We start from the raw sequence: 15,516 nt of genomic DNA, 5'->3' as shown, positions 1-15,516 counted from the left end.
TAACAATGATTATACCTATAGACATAAGATGAAAATGTAGAAATTTGTCATATTTCAGTTGTTTTCATTACATTTACATTAAATATATTGATGTAGACTATTCAAATATAATGTCGAATTGTCGATAAATATTTAAAATGTAGCAAATAGTAAGGGGAGATTGTTAAAGATGTTGCTGCGTAACTGGAGATTATCTTTGAAATTAGGAGTCACAATTGGTTTGGTGCTTCTCTTAGCTTTTGGAAGCTTAATAGGCGTGAATCTCAAGCAAATCTACAGCAGCAGTATAAGTCAAGGAGAATCGGAGGCGAACGAAGCTTCGTCTGCAGTATCCAATGGCTTTCAGAAAGAGATAGATGATACTCTTTCTGCCTTATCCACACTTCGCAGTTTGGTACTGGATGCAAGTATCTCCAAGTCACTGACGCGAGAGGAAATTGTCCGAATTTTAAATGCCGAATTAGTTGAACATGAAAAAATATTGGCTTTCTATACGCTTTGGGAACCTAATGCATTTGATAAGAAAGATACAGCAAATATCAAAAAACAGCCTTATGACGACAGCACCGGGCGCTTTATTCCCTATGTAGTAAGAGTAGATGATAAAATTGATGTTCAACCCTTACTGGATTATGAAAAAGAAGGTGCGGGAGATTACTATCAAATCCCCAAAAAGTCGAAAAAAAATACGTGGATTGAGCCGTATAACTACCCAATCAGCGGAAAGGATGTTTTAATCACTTCATTGGTAATGCCGATTTTGGATAAGCAGGGTAATTTCCTTGGTATCGTAGGGGCAGATATGGCGCTAAGCGACCTTCAAAAGCAAATCCAACAACTAAAACCACTTGGCGGTTACGCATCGATGATCTCTACTGCTGGAAGCTATGTAGCCCATGGAATATCACCGGAGAAAGTGAGCAAGCCTTATAGTGAGAATCCGGAAGCTGCAGCTACGTGGGAAGGTGTTCAAAAAGGAAAGCTCTCCGCTTACATGAAGGGAAGCAACGAAATAGATCTTCACTTATTTACTCCCATACAACTTGAAGGCTCAGATCATGGGTGGTATATGGAATCTGTCATTCCCAAGGAAACGATCTTGCAAGCCTTTAATGAGGGACTGACAATCTCTCTGGTCATTGCAATTATGGCTTTAATTATTATGGCTGTCATTTTGTTCTATATTATTCGGCTCTTTGTTCTGAGTCCTATTCAAGCAGTAAGCCGACTTTCCGTGAAGCTTGCGGAAGGCGAATTTACCGAGAAATTGACGGTCAAAGGAAGAGATGAGTTCGGATTAATGTCGGAACAGTTTAATACAATGGTAGACAAGCTGCGTACGATGATTCACACAGTTACGGAGCATGCTATGTCAGTTGGCGCAACGTCCGAACAACTGAATGCAAGTGCAGAGCAAACAAGTCGAGCCGCCGAAACAATCGCGATTTCTATTCAGGAAATGGCAAGCGGCTCCGAGACACAATTAACTGATGCGCAGGAAACGGCACGATCGATGACGGAAATGGCTAGCGGTGTACAGAAAATTGCTGAATCTACCGCGATCGTTATGGACTCCACAGAGGATGTAAGAGCCAAAACAACGGCAGGAAATGATAATATCCAACAGGCTGTTCGCCAAATGGGCTTTTTGAAAGAGAAAGTGGAAGACGCTTCTATCGTCATTCGTCGTCTTGGAGAGCGATCCGAAGCTATCGGGAGTATCATTGGTGTTATTTCCGGGTTAAGCAGACAAACGAACTTATTAGCACTTAATGCTTCTATCGAAGCATCAAGAGCTGGTGAGCATGGCAAAGGTTTTGCAGTCGTAGCGGCGGAAGTTCGCAAGCTTGCCGAGCAGTCTAACGCAGCTTCGCTTCAAATTGCAGAACTAATCAGTGAAATCAGCGAAGATACGAAATTAGCAGTTAAAAGCATGGATCAAGGAACAACGGAAGTAACCAAGGGTGTTCAAATCGTAAACGATAGCGGTGCAATTTTCGCGTCCATTACACTGGATATGTCACAGGTACATCAACAAATTCAAGAAGTTTCAGCGGCATCTGAGCAAATGTCGGCAAGCACTGAGCAGGTCCTGGCGACAGTAGAACAACTGGCAGACATTGCAAGAAGTTCAAGCCACAATGCGCAAAATGTAGCTGCAGCATCCGAAGAACAATTGGCCACAATGGAAGAAATCAGTGCTTCATCGGAGGCGTTAGGACAACTTGTACAGGAGTTGTTAGATTTGCTTGCCCGATTTAAAGTGTAATGAAAAAGGCTGTCTCACAAGTATAGCTTGTGCGACAGCCTTTTTTGAACGATAAACATGGGGAATGATCCAGGAGTATCACCAGTTGTAGAAAACTGAAGTTTCATTGGAGGGCGGAAGCCCTCCTTTTACTTTATTCACTTACGATCTTTATGGCAAATTCGACGATCCCATCAAGAAACGATCCACTTCACGCGCTACGGCACGACCTTCATTGATCGCCCATACCACGAGACTTTGCCCGCGACGCATGTCGCCAGCAGCGAAAACGCCGTCTACGTTCGTAGCAAACTTCCCGTAGTCCGCTTTCGCGTTAGAGCGCTCGTCTTTGGCAACGCCGAGCTGATCTAATACAGTGCTTTCTGGTCCCGTGAAACCCATCGCAATCAACACCAGCTGCGCTGGGTACACTTTCTCGCTGCCAGGAACTTCAACAGGCACGAACGCGCCTTTATCGTTCTTCTGCCATTCGATCAGAACCGTGTGCAGCTCTTTCAAGTTGCCGTTCTCATCCCCCACGAATTTCTTCGTATTGATTAAGTACGTCCGCGGGTCTTCGCCTTGAAGCGCTGCCGCCTCTTGTTGACCGTAGTCCACTTTCAATACCTTCGGCCATTCTGGCCAAGGGTTGTTCGCTGGACGTGTCTCTGGTGACTTCGGCATGATCTCGAACTGCGTCACACTCTTACATTTGTGACGAATGGACGTACCCACGCAGTCAGTTCCCGTATCACCACCACCGATGACAATAACGTCCTTGCCTTCAGCGGAAATGAATTCACGATCCGCATGCTCGGAATCGAGTAAGCTCTTCGTGTTCTTGCTCAGGAATTCCATCGCCAGATGCACGCCGCCGAGCTCACGACCCTCGATCGGTAGATCGCGGCCTTTCGTAGCTCCGCCGCACAGGACGATCGCGTCGAATTCCTCTTGCAGCTTCTCAATCGGATAGTTCACACCGACGTGAGCACCCGTTACGAAGGCAATGCCCTCGGCTTCAAGTAAATCTACACGACGCTGGACATACTTTTTGTCCAGCTTCATGTTCGGAATACCGTACATTAGCAAGCCACCCACGCGGTCGGCCCGTTCAAATACGGTAACCCAATGCCCTGCTTTGTTCAGCTGCGCTGCTGCCGCAAGCCCGGAAGGACCTGAACCCACAACCGCAACCTTCTTACCTGTGCGCGTCTCCGGCGGTTCAGGCTTGATCCAGCCTTCATCGAAGCCTTTGTCGATGATCGCTTTCTCAATGCTTTTGATCGTAACTGGCGTATCCTTCAAGCCTACAGTACAGGAACCTTCACAAGGCGCCGGACACACGCGGCCTGTAAATTCCGGAAAATTATTCGTCTTGTGCAGACGATCCAAGGCTTCGCGCCATTGACCGCGATACACGAGATCATTCCATTCCGGAATGAGGTTGTTCACTGGGCAACCAGCGGCCATGCCGCTGATTAATGCCCCTGTGTGGCAGAAAGGAATTCCGCAATCCATACAGCGAGAGCCCTGTATCTGTAATTTATCTTGGGTGAGTGGTGTCGCAAACTCTTTCCAATGGCCGATTCGGACCAGCGGAGAAGCTTCGGATGCCACTTCACGAGCGTGTTCTATAAAACCGGTTGGTTTACCCATTTACGTTTAATCCCTCCTGAGTTTCGTTAATTTCCACCGACACGGGAAACATCTCTCATATTCGCCTCGAAAGCAACCATGACCGCTTCTTGCTGGCTTAGACCGGAGCGTTTCACTTTCTCGATAGCATCAAACATCCGTTTGTAGTCCTTCGGTATAACCTTCACGAACTTCCAAACGTACTCATCCCAGTGCTGTATAACCTGGTGGGCAACGCTGCTATCCGTAAATGTGGCATGATGCTGGATCATCGTTTTCAATTCATTCATCTCATACGTTTCTTCCAGCTGCTCGAGGTAAACCATCTCTTTATTCACTTTGCTTTGGAAATCACCGTTCACATCCAAGACGTACGCGATCCCGCCTGACATACCCGCTGCGAAGTTACGCCCTGTTGGACCAAGAACAACGACTCGACCACCTGTCATGTACTCACAGCCATGATCGCCTACACCCTCAACGACGGCACGCACACCACTGTTTCTTACGCAGAAGCGTTCTCCCGCGATACCACGGATGTAAACATCCCCGTCTGTTGCGCCGTATAAGGCTGTATTTCCGATAATCACATTATCTTCCGCTACAAAAGTCGACTTACTTGATGGGAAAATCGCCAGCTTACCGCCGGACAATCCTTTCCCTACATAGTCATTGGCATCTCCTTCGAGGGAAAGTGTGATCCCTTTCGGCACGAAAGCGCCAAAACTTTGACCTGCTGATCCTTCAAAATGAAGACGAATCGTATCGTGCGGCAAGCCTTCCACACCGTGACGGCGTGTCACCTCGCTGCCCACGATCGTTCCGACAACGCGGTTCACGTTCGTAATTGGCAGAATCGCGTGTACGTGCTCTTTGCGCTCAATCGCCGGCTCACAAATATCAAGCAGCTTCGTCATATCCAAGGAGCGATCCAAGCCGTGATCTTGCTGCATTTGGCAGAAGCGACCTACATCTTCGCCCATGTCTGGTTGGTGCAGCAGCGGCGAAAGATCGACGCCTTTGGCTTTCCAATGCTCGACCGCTGGCTTGGACTCCAAGATATCGGTACGTCCTACCATCTCTTCGATCGTGCGGAAGCCGAGCTCTGCCATCATCTCACGCACATCGTTCGCGATGAAGGTCATGAAGTTAACCACATGCTGCGGATCTCCAGCAAATTTCTTGCGAAGCTCCGGATTTTGCGTAGCGACGCCAACCGGACAAGTGTCCAAATGGCAGACGCGCATCATCACGCAGCCGATTGTGATCAGCGGAGTCGTTGCGAAGCCGAACTCCTCGGCACCGAGCAAGGCAGCTACGACAACGTCGCGCCCTGTCATCAGCTTGCCATCCGTCTCGACGACGATACGGCTGCGCAGGTTGTTCAGCACGAGTGTCTGATGCGTCTCCGCCAGACCGAGCTCCCACGGCAGTCCCGCGTGACGAATACTCGTCTGCGGTGACGCGCCTGTGCCTCCATCGTAGCCGGAGATGAGGACAACGTCCGCTTTCCCTTTGGCTACGCCGGCAGCGATCGTGCCAACACCCACCTCGGATACCAGCTTCACGCTGATTCGTGCCCGTGGGTTGGCATTCTTGAGATCGTGGATCAGCTCTGCGAGATCCTCGATCGAATAAATATCATGATGCGGCGGCGGCGAAATCAAGCCTACGCCTGGCGTAACACCGCGAACCTCTGCTACCCAAGGGTACACCTTAGTTCCTGGGAGCTGACCGCCCTCGCCGGGCTTCGCGCCTTGCGCCATCTTGATCTGAATCTCGTCAGCGTTGACGAGATAGTGGCTCGTGACGCCGAAGCGGCCGGACGCCACCTGCTTGATGCTACTTCGGCGAAGATCGCCGTTCGCATCTGGCGTGAAGCGCTCCGGATGCTCGCCGCCTTCGCCGGTGTTGCTCTTGCCGCCGATGCGGTTCATCGCGATCGCGATCGTTTCGTGCGCTTCTTTGGAGATGGAGCCGTAGGACATGGCTCCCGTCTTGAAGCGCTTGAAGATCGATTCGATCGGTTCCACCTCTTCGATCGGAATCGGTGTGCGTCCTGCCTTAAAGCTCAGCAGTCCGCGCAAAGCCATATATTTCTCGTCTTCACGTTTGACGAGTTTGGAGAAGCTTTTATATTGCGCGTAATTGTTCGTGCGAACAGCAGATTGCAAAGCATGCACAGTTTCCGGGGTATAAATGTGATCTTCCCCGTCTCTGCGCCATTGCAAGTCGCCGCCTGTATCCAGCACGCGATCACGTCCCTCTTGCTCGGAGAACGCACGGCTGTGACGCATCAAGGTTTCCTTCGCCACCATTTCGATCCCGATACCACCCACTGGCGTATACGTCCAAGTGAAGTAGCTATCTACCAGCTCTTGGCTCAAGCCGATCGCTTCGAAAATTTGCGCCCCGCGATAGCTCTGAATGGTGGAAATACCCATTTTCGCTAACACTTTGACTACACCTTTCGTGACAGCTTTGATGTAATTATAGACCGCTTTCTCGTGATCAACGCCTACTAGCTGTTTACGCTGAATCATGTCATCTAACGTTTCTAACGCCAGATACGGGTTGATCGCGCCTGCGCCATAGCCGAGCAATAGGGCAAAATGGTGCACTTCACGCGGTTCACCAGACTCAACAAGCAAGCTGACCTTGGTACGTGTACCTTGACGGATCAAATGGTGATGTAAGCCCGATGTTGCCAAAAGAGCTGGAATCGGTGCGCTCACACTATCTACGCCTCGATCAGACAGAATGAGGAGCGTAGCTCCATCAACAATGGCTTGATCTGCAGCCGTGTACAAAGCTTGCATCGCACTTTCTAGCCCATCTGTGCCTGCTGATGCTTCGAAAAGCGTAGACAACGTGACCGTTTTGAAACCGTCGCGCTGAATATGACGCAGCTTCGCCAATTCTTCATTGGAGAGAAACGGCGACTTCAAACGAATTTGACGGCAGCTCTCTGGCTCCGGCTTAATCAGGTTGCGTTCTGGCCCGATCGTGGTGCCCTGCGCCGTAATAATTTCTTCAAAGTTCGCATCAATTGGCGGGTTCGTTACTTGCGCGAACAATTGTTTAAAATAGTTATAAAGCAGCTGCGGACGATCCGAAAGCACCGCCAGTGGCGCATCCGTGCCCATGGAACCGATCGGGTCCACACCTGTTTTGCCCATAGGCTCAAGTGTCTTACGCAGTTGTTCGAACGTATAGCCGAATGCTTGCTGGCGCTGCAGAATCGTATCATGGTCAGAACCAAGTACAATTGGCGCATCTTCTAGATCCTCTAAAGAAACGAGATGCTCATTCAACCAATCCCGATACGGCTGCTCGCTTGCGATGCCGCTCTTGATTTCTTCATCGGTCACGATGCGACCTTCTACGGTATCGACAAGCAGCATACGTCCTGGTCTCAGACGGTCTTTGTACAAAATACGCTCAGGCTCGATATCCAGCACGCCTACCTCGGAAGCAAGCACGATGAAATCGTCCGTCGTTACATAATAACGAGAAGGACGCAATCCGTTACGATCAAGAATAGCCCCGATTTGACTGCCATCTGTAAAAGCAATCGCTGCAGGACCATCCCAAGGCTCCATCAAGGTGCTGTGATATTCGTAAAACGCTTTTTTATCATCATCCATACCTTCGTGCTTGGACCAAGGCTCTGGTACCATCATCATAGCCGCATGCGGCAATGAACGGCCTGAAAGCATCAGGAACTCTAGTGTATTATCAAACATTTGAGAATCCGAACCATCGGTATCAATGACTGGAAGAATACGTTTGAAATCTTCACCAAATAAATCGGAGTCACACATCGCTTGACGTGCATGCATCCAGTTGACGTTACCACGAAGTGTATTGATCTCACCATTGTGAATCAAATAACGGTACGGATGCGCGCGTTCCCAGCTTGGGAACGTGTTTGTACTGAAACGGGAGTGAACAAGCGCTAAGGCAGATTCTACCTTCTCATCTTGCAATTCCACGTAATACGCATCTACTTGCTCAGGTGTTAACATCCCTTTATATACAATCGTTCTGCTAGACAAGCTAGAATAGTAAAATTGCGATCCCGGATGGGATAATTTGATAGCGTTTTCAGATAATTTGCGAATCATGTATAGCTTGCGCTCAAAATCAAGATTCGTCGTAGTATCTGCGCTTTGGCCGATAAACACCTGACGAATATAGGGTTCAGCGGATACCGCAGAATCCCCCAACGAACTGTTATTTGTTGGAACGGTTCTCCATCCAAGAAATTGTTGCCCTTCTTGTTTGACTATTCGCTCAATTGTACTTTCACAAGCTTGACGCGCCTCTAATTCTTGAGGAAAATAGACCATACCTACGCCATAGCTGCCAGCTGTTGGAAGTTTAATGTTCTCTTGTTCACAGGCGGATTGAAAATAAGTATCTGGAATTTGCATCAAAATGCCTGCTCCATCACCCGTATTCGGGTCACTGCCTTGCCCGCCTCGATGATCCAAATTGCAAAGTACACGCAGCGCTTGCTTGACGATGGCATGAGATTTGACACCCTTGATATTGGCAACAAAGCCTATACCACAAGCATCATGCTCATTCCTCGGATCGTACAATCCCTGTTTGGGAGGTAATCCATTAATAGTCATGTTTTGCAACCTTTCTTCCCTCGTTTTTCGCTGGACTTTGTTAGACGCAAGCTTTAAAGTGCTAAAAACCAAAAATTCAATGCTCCATATTTCGACTACATCCGCAATAAGTAGAGGAAATATTCTCAATATTTTTTATATTATATTAACACTTGGTTTCCTATAGTTCAATTTAAAAATATTTAAATTGAAAAGGTTTTCATTTTAATAGAATCGCGATTAGAATCATATTGTAAAGGCACGATCATTTATCTCATTTCCTATATAAGTACGACTAGCCCAGCATGTGATAGCAAACTTTCTATGTTTCATGCTATGATAGCTAATACCGCTGCAAGAACATACATCCAGATTCCACATCTTAGGAGGAGCTCTGTTTGAGTATACAGCATACTTTTGGGGACGGCATGATTAGGGAGCCTCTTTATCAATGGCAGCTAGAAGCTCATCCGGTTGAAATTGAGCTTTTCCGCTCAAAGCCGGTACGCCGCCTGAAGTTTTTACATCATTTCGGGGCATCGGCTCTATTTTCACCACTTACACATTCACGTTTCGAACATACGGTTGGCGTTTGGTCACTCATGGCTCACTTTTGCCCAGAAGAATCTCATCTGCGCATTGCGGCACTGCTCCATGATATCGGGCACCTGCCTTTCTCCCATGCGGTTGAGCGCACACTTGGGTATAATCATCACCGTCAGACTGAACAGTTAATCGGGCAAGGCGTCATCGCGGATATTCTGATCAAGCACGGCATTTCGCCGCGAGCTATTATTGATCTTTTGAAACAAGAAACACCGCTAACGAACCCCTCAACGGTTCTTGGACTCGATCACTTGGATAGCTTCTTGCGCGATACATACTATGCGGGGCGTCAGACGCTGCCGCCTTCGGAAGTAGTAAAAGGACTTCGCTTACGCGGACCCTACATAGAAGCGAATGAGGCTTCAGCCACGGCGCTTGTTGATGCAATTGTCGAAGAGCACCGACTCATCCTGCATCCGCAGTTTCTAGCCATGGATGCGCTGCTGGCGAAAGCAACGGCACATCATTGCGAGACAAATCCTGGCATGAAGGATCGAATCCCCGCACTCATGGATCATGAATTGATTCAAGAGCTGCTGCAGAGCAATAATGAGACGGCTCGCGAAACGATTCATGTACTCATGTACGAGCCACATCGCATTCAAATTACACAAGAACCCGTACCAGGCAGCATCGAAGTCAAGATCGGGAAAGTTTATAAAAAACAACCGCTAATTGGCGAAAAACTCGCCTCAGAAGTTAGCTTTCAAGCCGCTGTAAAGCTGGCTGAGCTGGATAGCATGGCCGCAACTTATTTTTTCACCATATAACCATCCGCAGAAGGGACTGTCCCAGCTTGGCAAAATTGTACTTTCGTTATGGCACGATGAATAGCGGTAAATCGATTGAAGTCTTACGTGTAGCTCATAATTATGAGGAACAGGGCAAAAAGGTGCTTCTCCTCACTTCCGTTATGGATGATCGCTTCGGTGTTGGTAAGGTCGCTTCCCGCATCGGTATGCAAAAAGGAGCCATCGTCGTAGACGAACATTTGGATATGGTCGCTTTAGCGCAGACCGAGCGTCCGAATTGCATTCTAGTCGACGAGGCTCAGTTCCTGAACAAAGCCCAAGTCTCTCAGCTGATTGAAGTCGTTGATGAACTGGATATTCCCGTTATCGCTTACGGGCTTCGCGCTGATTTCATGGGACAATTATTTGAAGGCAGCAATGCACTACTGGCTGTGGCTGATACGATCGAGGAAATTAAAACTGTTTGTTGGTATTGTGATAAAAAGGCGATTATGAACATGCGCTGCAAAGACGGTGTGCCTATCTTCCATGGAGAACAGATCCAGATTGGCGGTAACGAAAGTTACGTTCCAGTATGTCGGAAATGCTATGCCTCCAAAAAGAAAGCTGCGCACATGTAAAGATGGATATGGTATGTGCAAAGAAAGGTGAGTTCCTTGCGTAAAAAACGGATTTTGCTATTATCCGAGGGCTTCGGGAAAGGTCATACACAAGCTGCTCATGCGCTTTCTGGTGAGCTACGCCAATCTTCTTCAGACATGATTACCCGCGTGATTGAGCTTGGCGCTTTCTTGCATCCTACCTTAGCACCTTGGGTCTTCTCGGCATACCGCCGCACGGTAACATCACAACCCAGACTGTACGGTATGCTCTATCGACATCACTATGATAAAAGGCCGAGTCGTGTAGCCAGTCTCGTGCTGCATCGCATCTTCTATGCACGAACGAAAGCTGTTATCAAGCAGTTGAAACCTGATTTGATCGTCTGTACACATCCATTCCCAAGCATCATTGTCTCTAGGTTAAAACGCGCGGGACTGGATATCCCTCTTTTCACCGTAATCACCGATTACGATGTTCATGGGACATGGATAGACTCCGCAGTAGATAAATATTTGGTATCCACTCCCCTTGTCAGGGAGCGCCTAATGGACTGCGGCGTTCAGGACAAGCGGATTGAGGTGACCGGTATTCCGGTTCACCCTAATTTCCGCAAGGCGCACAGCAAAGAACATATTCGTCAAGAATTTGGTCTCAAAGCTATGCCTACCGTCATGGTCATGGGTGGTGGCTGGGGTGTATTTAAGAAAGAAGAAAAAGAAGAGATGCTGACTTATTTAGCGAGCTGGAGCAAGGATATTCAGCTGCTAATCTGTCTCGGCACGAATGAAAAAGCACGCCTCCAGTTGCTGGAGGAAGATGCCTTCCGTCAACCGAATGTTCATCTCATTGGCTATACCACCGAGATTAGCAAGCTGATGGATATCTCCGATCTGCTGATTACGAAGCCAGGCGGGATGACCTGTACAGAGGCGATGGCCAAAGGAATCCCTATGCTGTTCTATAGCCCGATTCCCGGGCAGGAAGAAAAAAACTGCACGTATTTTCAGGAAAATGGATACGGACAGCGCATTACATCGGTGGCGATGATTGACCATTGGTTTAAGCTGCTGCTCGAGCAATATCCCGAGCTTGCCAAACGGAGAACGGACATTCGTGAAGGCTACAATGAAGAAGAACGAAGCTGTGCAACAGCAATCATAGCGTACCTAGAACAGTCGGATAAGCGTTCTTATATTCAGGCATCATCAAAAACACCGCTCATACAATGGTAGTATCCATTGTGAGGGCGGTGTTTTGTTATGAATCCCATTCACCGATTCGGCAAGCAGGCTATTTTTGCTTATTTAGTGATCTGGTTTGTCGGCAGTCTATGGATGATGGCCGTGCTGGGCAGCGGATCTTTCCAGCGCAAAATAATGGGCGTTGATTTCGTCCTCTATCATGAGTATGCCTGTTACGGCTTTGCAGGTGCTCTGGGTGGCGCTCTCTATGGCTTACGCATGTTTCATGAGCATTATCAAGAGCTCACTACGCAGTGGATCTACTGGTACCTCATGCGGCCTGTGCTGTGCTTCGGCTCCGCGATTATTACAATCATCCTCTTCGCGAGCGGTATTATGCTGCTGGAAGTAGGCGACTCGATGTCAGCGCGTATCAGCATCGCCTTTCTAACGGGTTATGGCTATGGAAAATTCATGGAAAAGCTGCGTGATCTGACATCCACATTCTTCAATGGGAAGAATACGAATGGGACGAACGGGAGTGGAAATGGGAGTGATACGCCTACGAAGTGAGTAGGCGGCACAGTGGGCGATCGCACCTGAAACGCAATAACTGGAAAAACTCCATCTATTTATCACCAATTTTCACTTTAATAAAGAATACATGTAAAAAGTACAGCTATATCCACCTACTTGGATCAAATCAACGCTTTCCGGCTTAATTACCTACAGAAAATCCATCTAATCACCGAAAACAAGAAAAAACAGCTGAAATAGATGGAGAAAATCCATCTATTCAGTGATCTTGGCTAGTTGGGGTAGGTGGAGGCTGTGGATGCGAAATGCGGCATTGGACGGAGTGAGGTGTGTAGAGAGTAGATAGATTATACTGTGTGGGGCGTGTCACCAAACACAAAAAATCCACCGCGCGAAAACAGCCGCGGTGGCCAATTGCCTTAGGGTGCATCGAACGTATGCACCTTGTTCCAGTTCACACCACCACTGCCGGTGGTGTACATGACGCTCGGCTGCTCATTATCATTCGTGATGAGCCAGCCGCTATTCGCGTCTGCCATGCCGAGCAGCAGATCGCCATACCCTGTGAACGACTCCGTCCCGTTCACCCAGGTTTTGCCGCCGTCCTTCGTCCAACCGACGGAGTTCGGCTTGTCGCATGCCGGGCAGCTACCGCCCATGAACGCTACGTCGGTGTTCACGACGTAGAGAGGGCCGGGCTTCGAGCCCGTGTTCTTCGGCCCCGACGTATCCCCCGTAGGGAATCCAGGGGCCGGGCCGCCGCCAGCCGTGCTGTTCACCAGCACGGTTTGCCAGCTCTTCCCTCCGTCTTTCGTGTGAAACAGCGAATACGAAGTTTGTGTCATCCCCGATTCCCCAATCAGCTCGATCCACGCGTCATCCGCGCCAGCGGAGCGAATGACGTTGCCTGTCAATGTCGCCACGGTTTTGCGTGATAGGACGGATTTCCAATTGAGCCCGCCATCCTGCGTCCTCAAGACCTCGATCGTATCTTCCACTTGCCTAACTGCCCAGCCATTCTTGCCATCATGAAAATAAGCATCCCCTTGTGTCCCCGTTGGAACTGGGAGCTTCACCCATTTGACACCACCATCCTTGGTTTGCGCATTGCCGCTATAAGCTTCCTGCTTCGATACGAAATGGAGAAACGCTTGATTGGGAACGGTTCCGACCGTCGACCAATGCGCTCCGCCATCCTGCGTACTAAACAGCTTCCCCGTTTCTTTCTCGGCTGCCCACGCATCCTGATCATTCAAGGCAAAAAGCTGCCTTACCTCACTAATGCCTGTGTACTGCACCTTCCACTTCCCGCCACCGTCATCGGTATGAGCGATCCAACCTTTGCCGCCTATCCAGCCTTTTTGAGCATCCGCCAGTCTCAGCGCAGTTATCACTTTCATAAGAGGTGTTGATCCTTCGCTGCCTTTGGTAGGCACGGTTGTAGGTTCCGCCCCAGGTGTCGCAGGGGTTGTTGATGGCTCCGCCACTGCACTCGATGTCGGTGATTCCGAAACGGTCACCTGACCATTCGTCTGTCCGGAAGATTTACACCCTGTTAAAGCAAGACTTGTTATGGCTAACAGCAGAAGCGTCTTTTTTATCATCATCCGTACTCCCTTCATTTTCTTTGTATAGATATTTCATAGACGTTATCAAGGTGGGAATAGTTGAACTCACTTACCATCTTCCCACCATGTCCGAGAAATTAGTCATGACTCACCCCATTGAGGAATACAATCGTAAACAAGAAGGGGGACATTGTTAGGTTACGGAAAGGGAGGAGGATCTGTTGAAATTCATTTGGGGCAAAAAGGAACTCACCTTTATGATCATTCCGGGTGCCAACCGCCGTACGGTAAGGTTCAAGCTTCCACACAGCTCTTTGTATATTGTGCCTAGCGTGATCTTACTTGTGCTGATCGGGTTTTTCGTGACGATTTATATCATGAATACCCAATCTCATCAAACTCAAAACAACATGCAGCAAACTTTCGATGGACAAGAACGTCAGTTGGTTGATCAAATTACACATAAAACGAGTGAGCTTGAGCAGCTGCAAATCGATTTGATTGACCTTGCTCAGCAGGCCGATGAATTTAAGGTAAAGCTAGAAGAAATCAAGAAAATAGATCATGTGATAGAGCTCATGAGTCAGCCAGAAACCGTGAACGGGACAAGCAAAAAAGTAGCAAGCACCCCGAGCTCTAAGCCCGTGAATGGAACCAATGTTGATGTTGGCGGCAGCAATGTTCCTATCACTACGGATGATGTATCTACCCTCGTAAGCAACACGAAGCAAGGGCTTTTTTCATTAGTTGGCGATATTAATGCACTCCTCGTCAATCTAAATGAATCCGAAGCCAAAATTAAAGAAGCTGAACACTTACGCAGTATTACGCCTACACTATGGCCCATCGCCTCGCACAGTATTACCTCCGGCTTCGGCATCCGCATCGATCCTTTTACATTCAGGCCCTCCATGCACACAGGCTATGATATTGACGGTGAATACAATGATCCAGTCTATGTAACTGCCGCAGGAAAAGTCATTGCTGTGGGCTTTGATGGCGAGCTTGGCAACTATATTATCGTTGATCACGGCAGGGGCATTGAAACGGAGTATATGCATTTGAATAAAATATTGGTAAAACGCGGAGAATCTGTAACAAAAGGTCAGCATATCGGTCTCGTTGGTTCCACTGGACGCAGCACGGGCTCGCATCTTCATTATGAGGTACATAAAAATGGTATCCAGATTGACCCTAAACCTTATCTCATTTCAGATCGAAAGGATGAACGTAAATGATTGGAAGCTCGAAATTAAAACGTATCGATACGAAAAGTACAGACACGCTTATCGGCGCCAGTACGATCTGTGAAGGCAAAATCATGTCCGAAGCCAGCCTTCGTATTGAGGGTCAAATGAACGGCGACATTGAATGTGCAGGTGACATCACTATTGGTGAGAACGCTGTCGTTCAATCGAATATCCATGCACGCGATGTGATTGTAGCTGGCAAAGTGAAAGGCAACATTTATACCAAGGGCAAGTTGATCGTGACAAGCTCCGGGGTTCTAATTGGGAATATTGATGTACGCTCCTTCATTATCGAAGAAGGTGGCATCTTCCAGGGAAGTAGTGCGATGAATGCAGCTGGGGTGCCTAACGAGAAAAGCGTTGGTGGCAAGGTCATCGATGCCAAGGCGCACAAGCAGCAAAAAAGTGAGCAACAAGCTGCTTCTGGTGGGAATTAATTTCGGTATATAAAAAGTTATGACGGCGGTAATATTAAGGTTTGATCTTGTTAAGACTTCATATTTGAAATAAGACAAGG

10 protein-coding genes are annotated in these 15,516 nt (G+C 48.2%); 7 read left to right on the top strand and 3 right to left on the bottom strand.

Translation table 11 applies throughout. From position 1 onward, the window contains the following. Nucleotides 1–169 precede the first annotated feature (169 nt). The gene (locus HQN88_RS14925) at nt 170–2,269 is read left to right on the top strand and encodes a methyl-accepting chemotaxis protein (RefSeq protein ID WP_173113244.1); all 2,100 of its coding nucleotides are present in this window, start codon (nt 170–172) and stop codon (nt 2,267–2,269) included. 150 nt (nt 2,270–2,419) lie between these two features. Here HQN88_RS14925 and HQN88_RS14920 read toward each other — a convergent pair whose 3' ends face one another. Next, nucleotides 2,420–3,904: a glutamate synthase subunit beta gene (locus HQN88_RS14920; protein ID WP_173113241.1), complete on the bottom strand. Its 1,485-nt coding sequence runs from the start codon at nt 3,902–3,904 to the stop codon at nt 2,420–2,422. A 26-nt stretch (nt 3,905–3,930) separates the two neighbouring features. Then, complete coding sequence (gltB, locus tag HQN88_RS14915) at nt 3,931–8,523, bottom strand: glutamate synthase large subunit (RefSeq protein ID WP_173113238.1); 4,593 nt, start codon at nt 8,521–8,523, stop codon at nt 3,931–3,933. Nucleotides 8,524–8,900: 377 nt separating this feature from the next. Here gltB and HQN88_RS14910 point away from each other — a divergent pair, with 377 nt between their 5' ends. From HQN88_RS14910 to HQN88_RS14895, 4 genes are read left to right on the top strand one after another with little or no spacing between them, the layout of a single operon-like run. Continuing rightward, complete coding sequence (locus HQN88_RS14910) at nt 8,901–9,878, top strand: HD domain-containing protein (RefSeq protein ID WP_173113235.1); 978 nt, start codon at nt 8,901–8,903, stop codon at nt 9,876–9,878. A 26-nt stretch (nt 9,879–9,904) separates the two neighbouring features. Further along, nucleotides 9,905–10,480, top strand: a complete 576-nt coding sequence (locus HQN88_RS14905) for a thymidine kinase (RefSeq protein ID WP_173113232.1) — start codon at nt 9,905–9,907, stop codon at nt 10,478–10,480. A gap of 36 nt (nt 10,481–10,516) precedes the next feature. After that, on the top strand, nt 10,517–11,695 hold the full coding sequence (locus HQN88_RS14900; RefSeq protein WP_173113229.1) for an MGDG synthase family glycosyltransferase: 1,179 nt from the start codon (nt 10,517–10,519) through the stop codon (nt 11,693–11,695). A gap of 27 nt (nt 11,696–11,722) precedes the next feature. Then, nucleotides 11,723–12,217: a hypothetical protein gene (locus tag HQN88_RS14895; protein ID WP_173113226.1), complete on the top strand. Its 495-nt coding sequence runs from the start codon at nt 11,723–11,725 to the stop codon at nt 12,215–12,217. Nucleotides 12,218–12,600: 383 nt separating this feature from the next. Here HQN88_RS14895 and HQN88_RS14890 read toward each other — a convergent pair whose 3' ends face one another. Then, nucleotides 12,601–13,788, bottom strand: a complete 1,188-nt coding sequence (locus HQN88_RS14890) for a beta propeller repeat protein (protein ID WP_246320256.1) — start codon at nt 13,786–13,788, stop codon at nt 12,601–12,603. A gap of 182 nt (nt 13,789–13,970) precedes the next feature. Between HQN88_RS14890 and HQN88_RS14885 the strand changes: the two genes are divergently transcribed. Together HQN88_RS14885 and HQN88_RS14880 are read left to right on the top strand one after the other, a co-directional pair. Beyond that, complete coding sequence (locus HQN88_RS14885; protein WP_246320255.1) at nt 13,971–14,987, top strand: M23 family metallopeptidase; 1,017 nt, start codon at nt 13,971–13,973, stop codon at nt 14,985–14,987. Then, a complete protein-coding gene (locus tag HQN88_RS14880; RefSeq protein WP_173113224.1) occupies nt 14,984–15,436 on the top strand; it encodes a bactofilin family protein in 453 nt (150 codons plus the stop codon). The genes HQN88_RS14885 and HQN88_RS14880 overlap by 4 nt, the downstream gene beginning before the upstream one ends. Nucleotides 15,437–15,516 lie beyond the last annotated feature (80 nt).

This window comes from Paenibacillus qinlingensis (assembly GCF_013204845.1).
GTDB lineage: Bacteria > Bacillota > Bacilli > Paenibacillales > NBRC-103111 > Paenibacillus_E > Paenibacillus_E qinlingensis.
This window is presented reverse-complemented; position numbering and strand designations above follow the sequence as displayed.

Coding starts and splice junctions, on each gene's coding strand:
- gltB (WP_173113238.1), bottom strand. CDS start 8,523: ATGACTATTAATGGATTACCTCCCAAACAGGGATTGTACGATCCGAGG.
- HQN88_RS14880 (WP_173113224.1), top strand. CDS start 14,984: ATGATTGGAAGCTCGAAATTAAAACGTATCGATACGAAAAGTACAGAC.
- HQN88_RS14895 (WP_173113226.1), top strand. CDS start 11,723: ATGAATCCCATTCACCGATTCGGCAAGCAGGCTATTTTTGCTTATTTA.
- HQN88_RS14925 (WP_173113244.1), top strand. CDS start 170: ATGTTGCTGCGTAACTGGAGATTATCTTTGAAATTAGGAGTCACAATT.
- HQN88_RS14890 (WP_246320256.1), bottom strand. CDS start 13,788: ATGATGATAAAAAAGACGCTTCTGCTGTTAGCCATAACAAGTCTTGCT.
- HQN88_RS14920 (WP_173113241.1), bottom strand. CDS start 3,904: ATGGGTAAACCAACCGGTTTTATAGAACACGCTCGTGAAGTGGCATCC.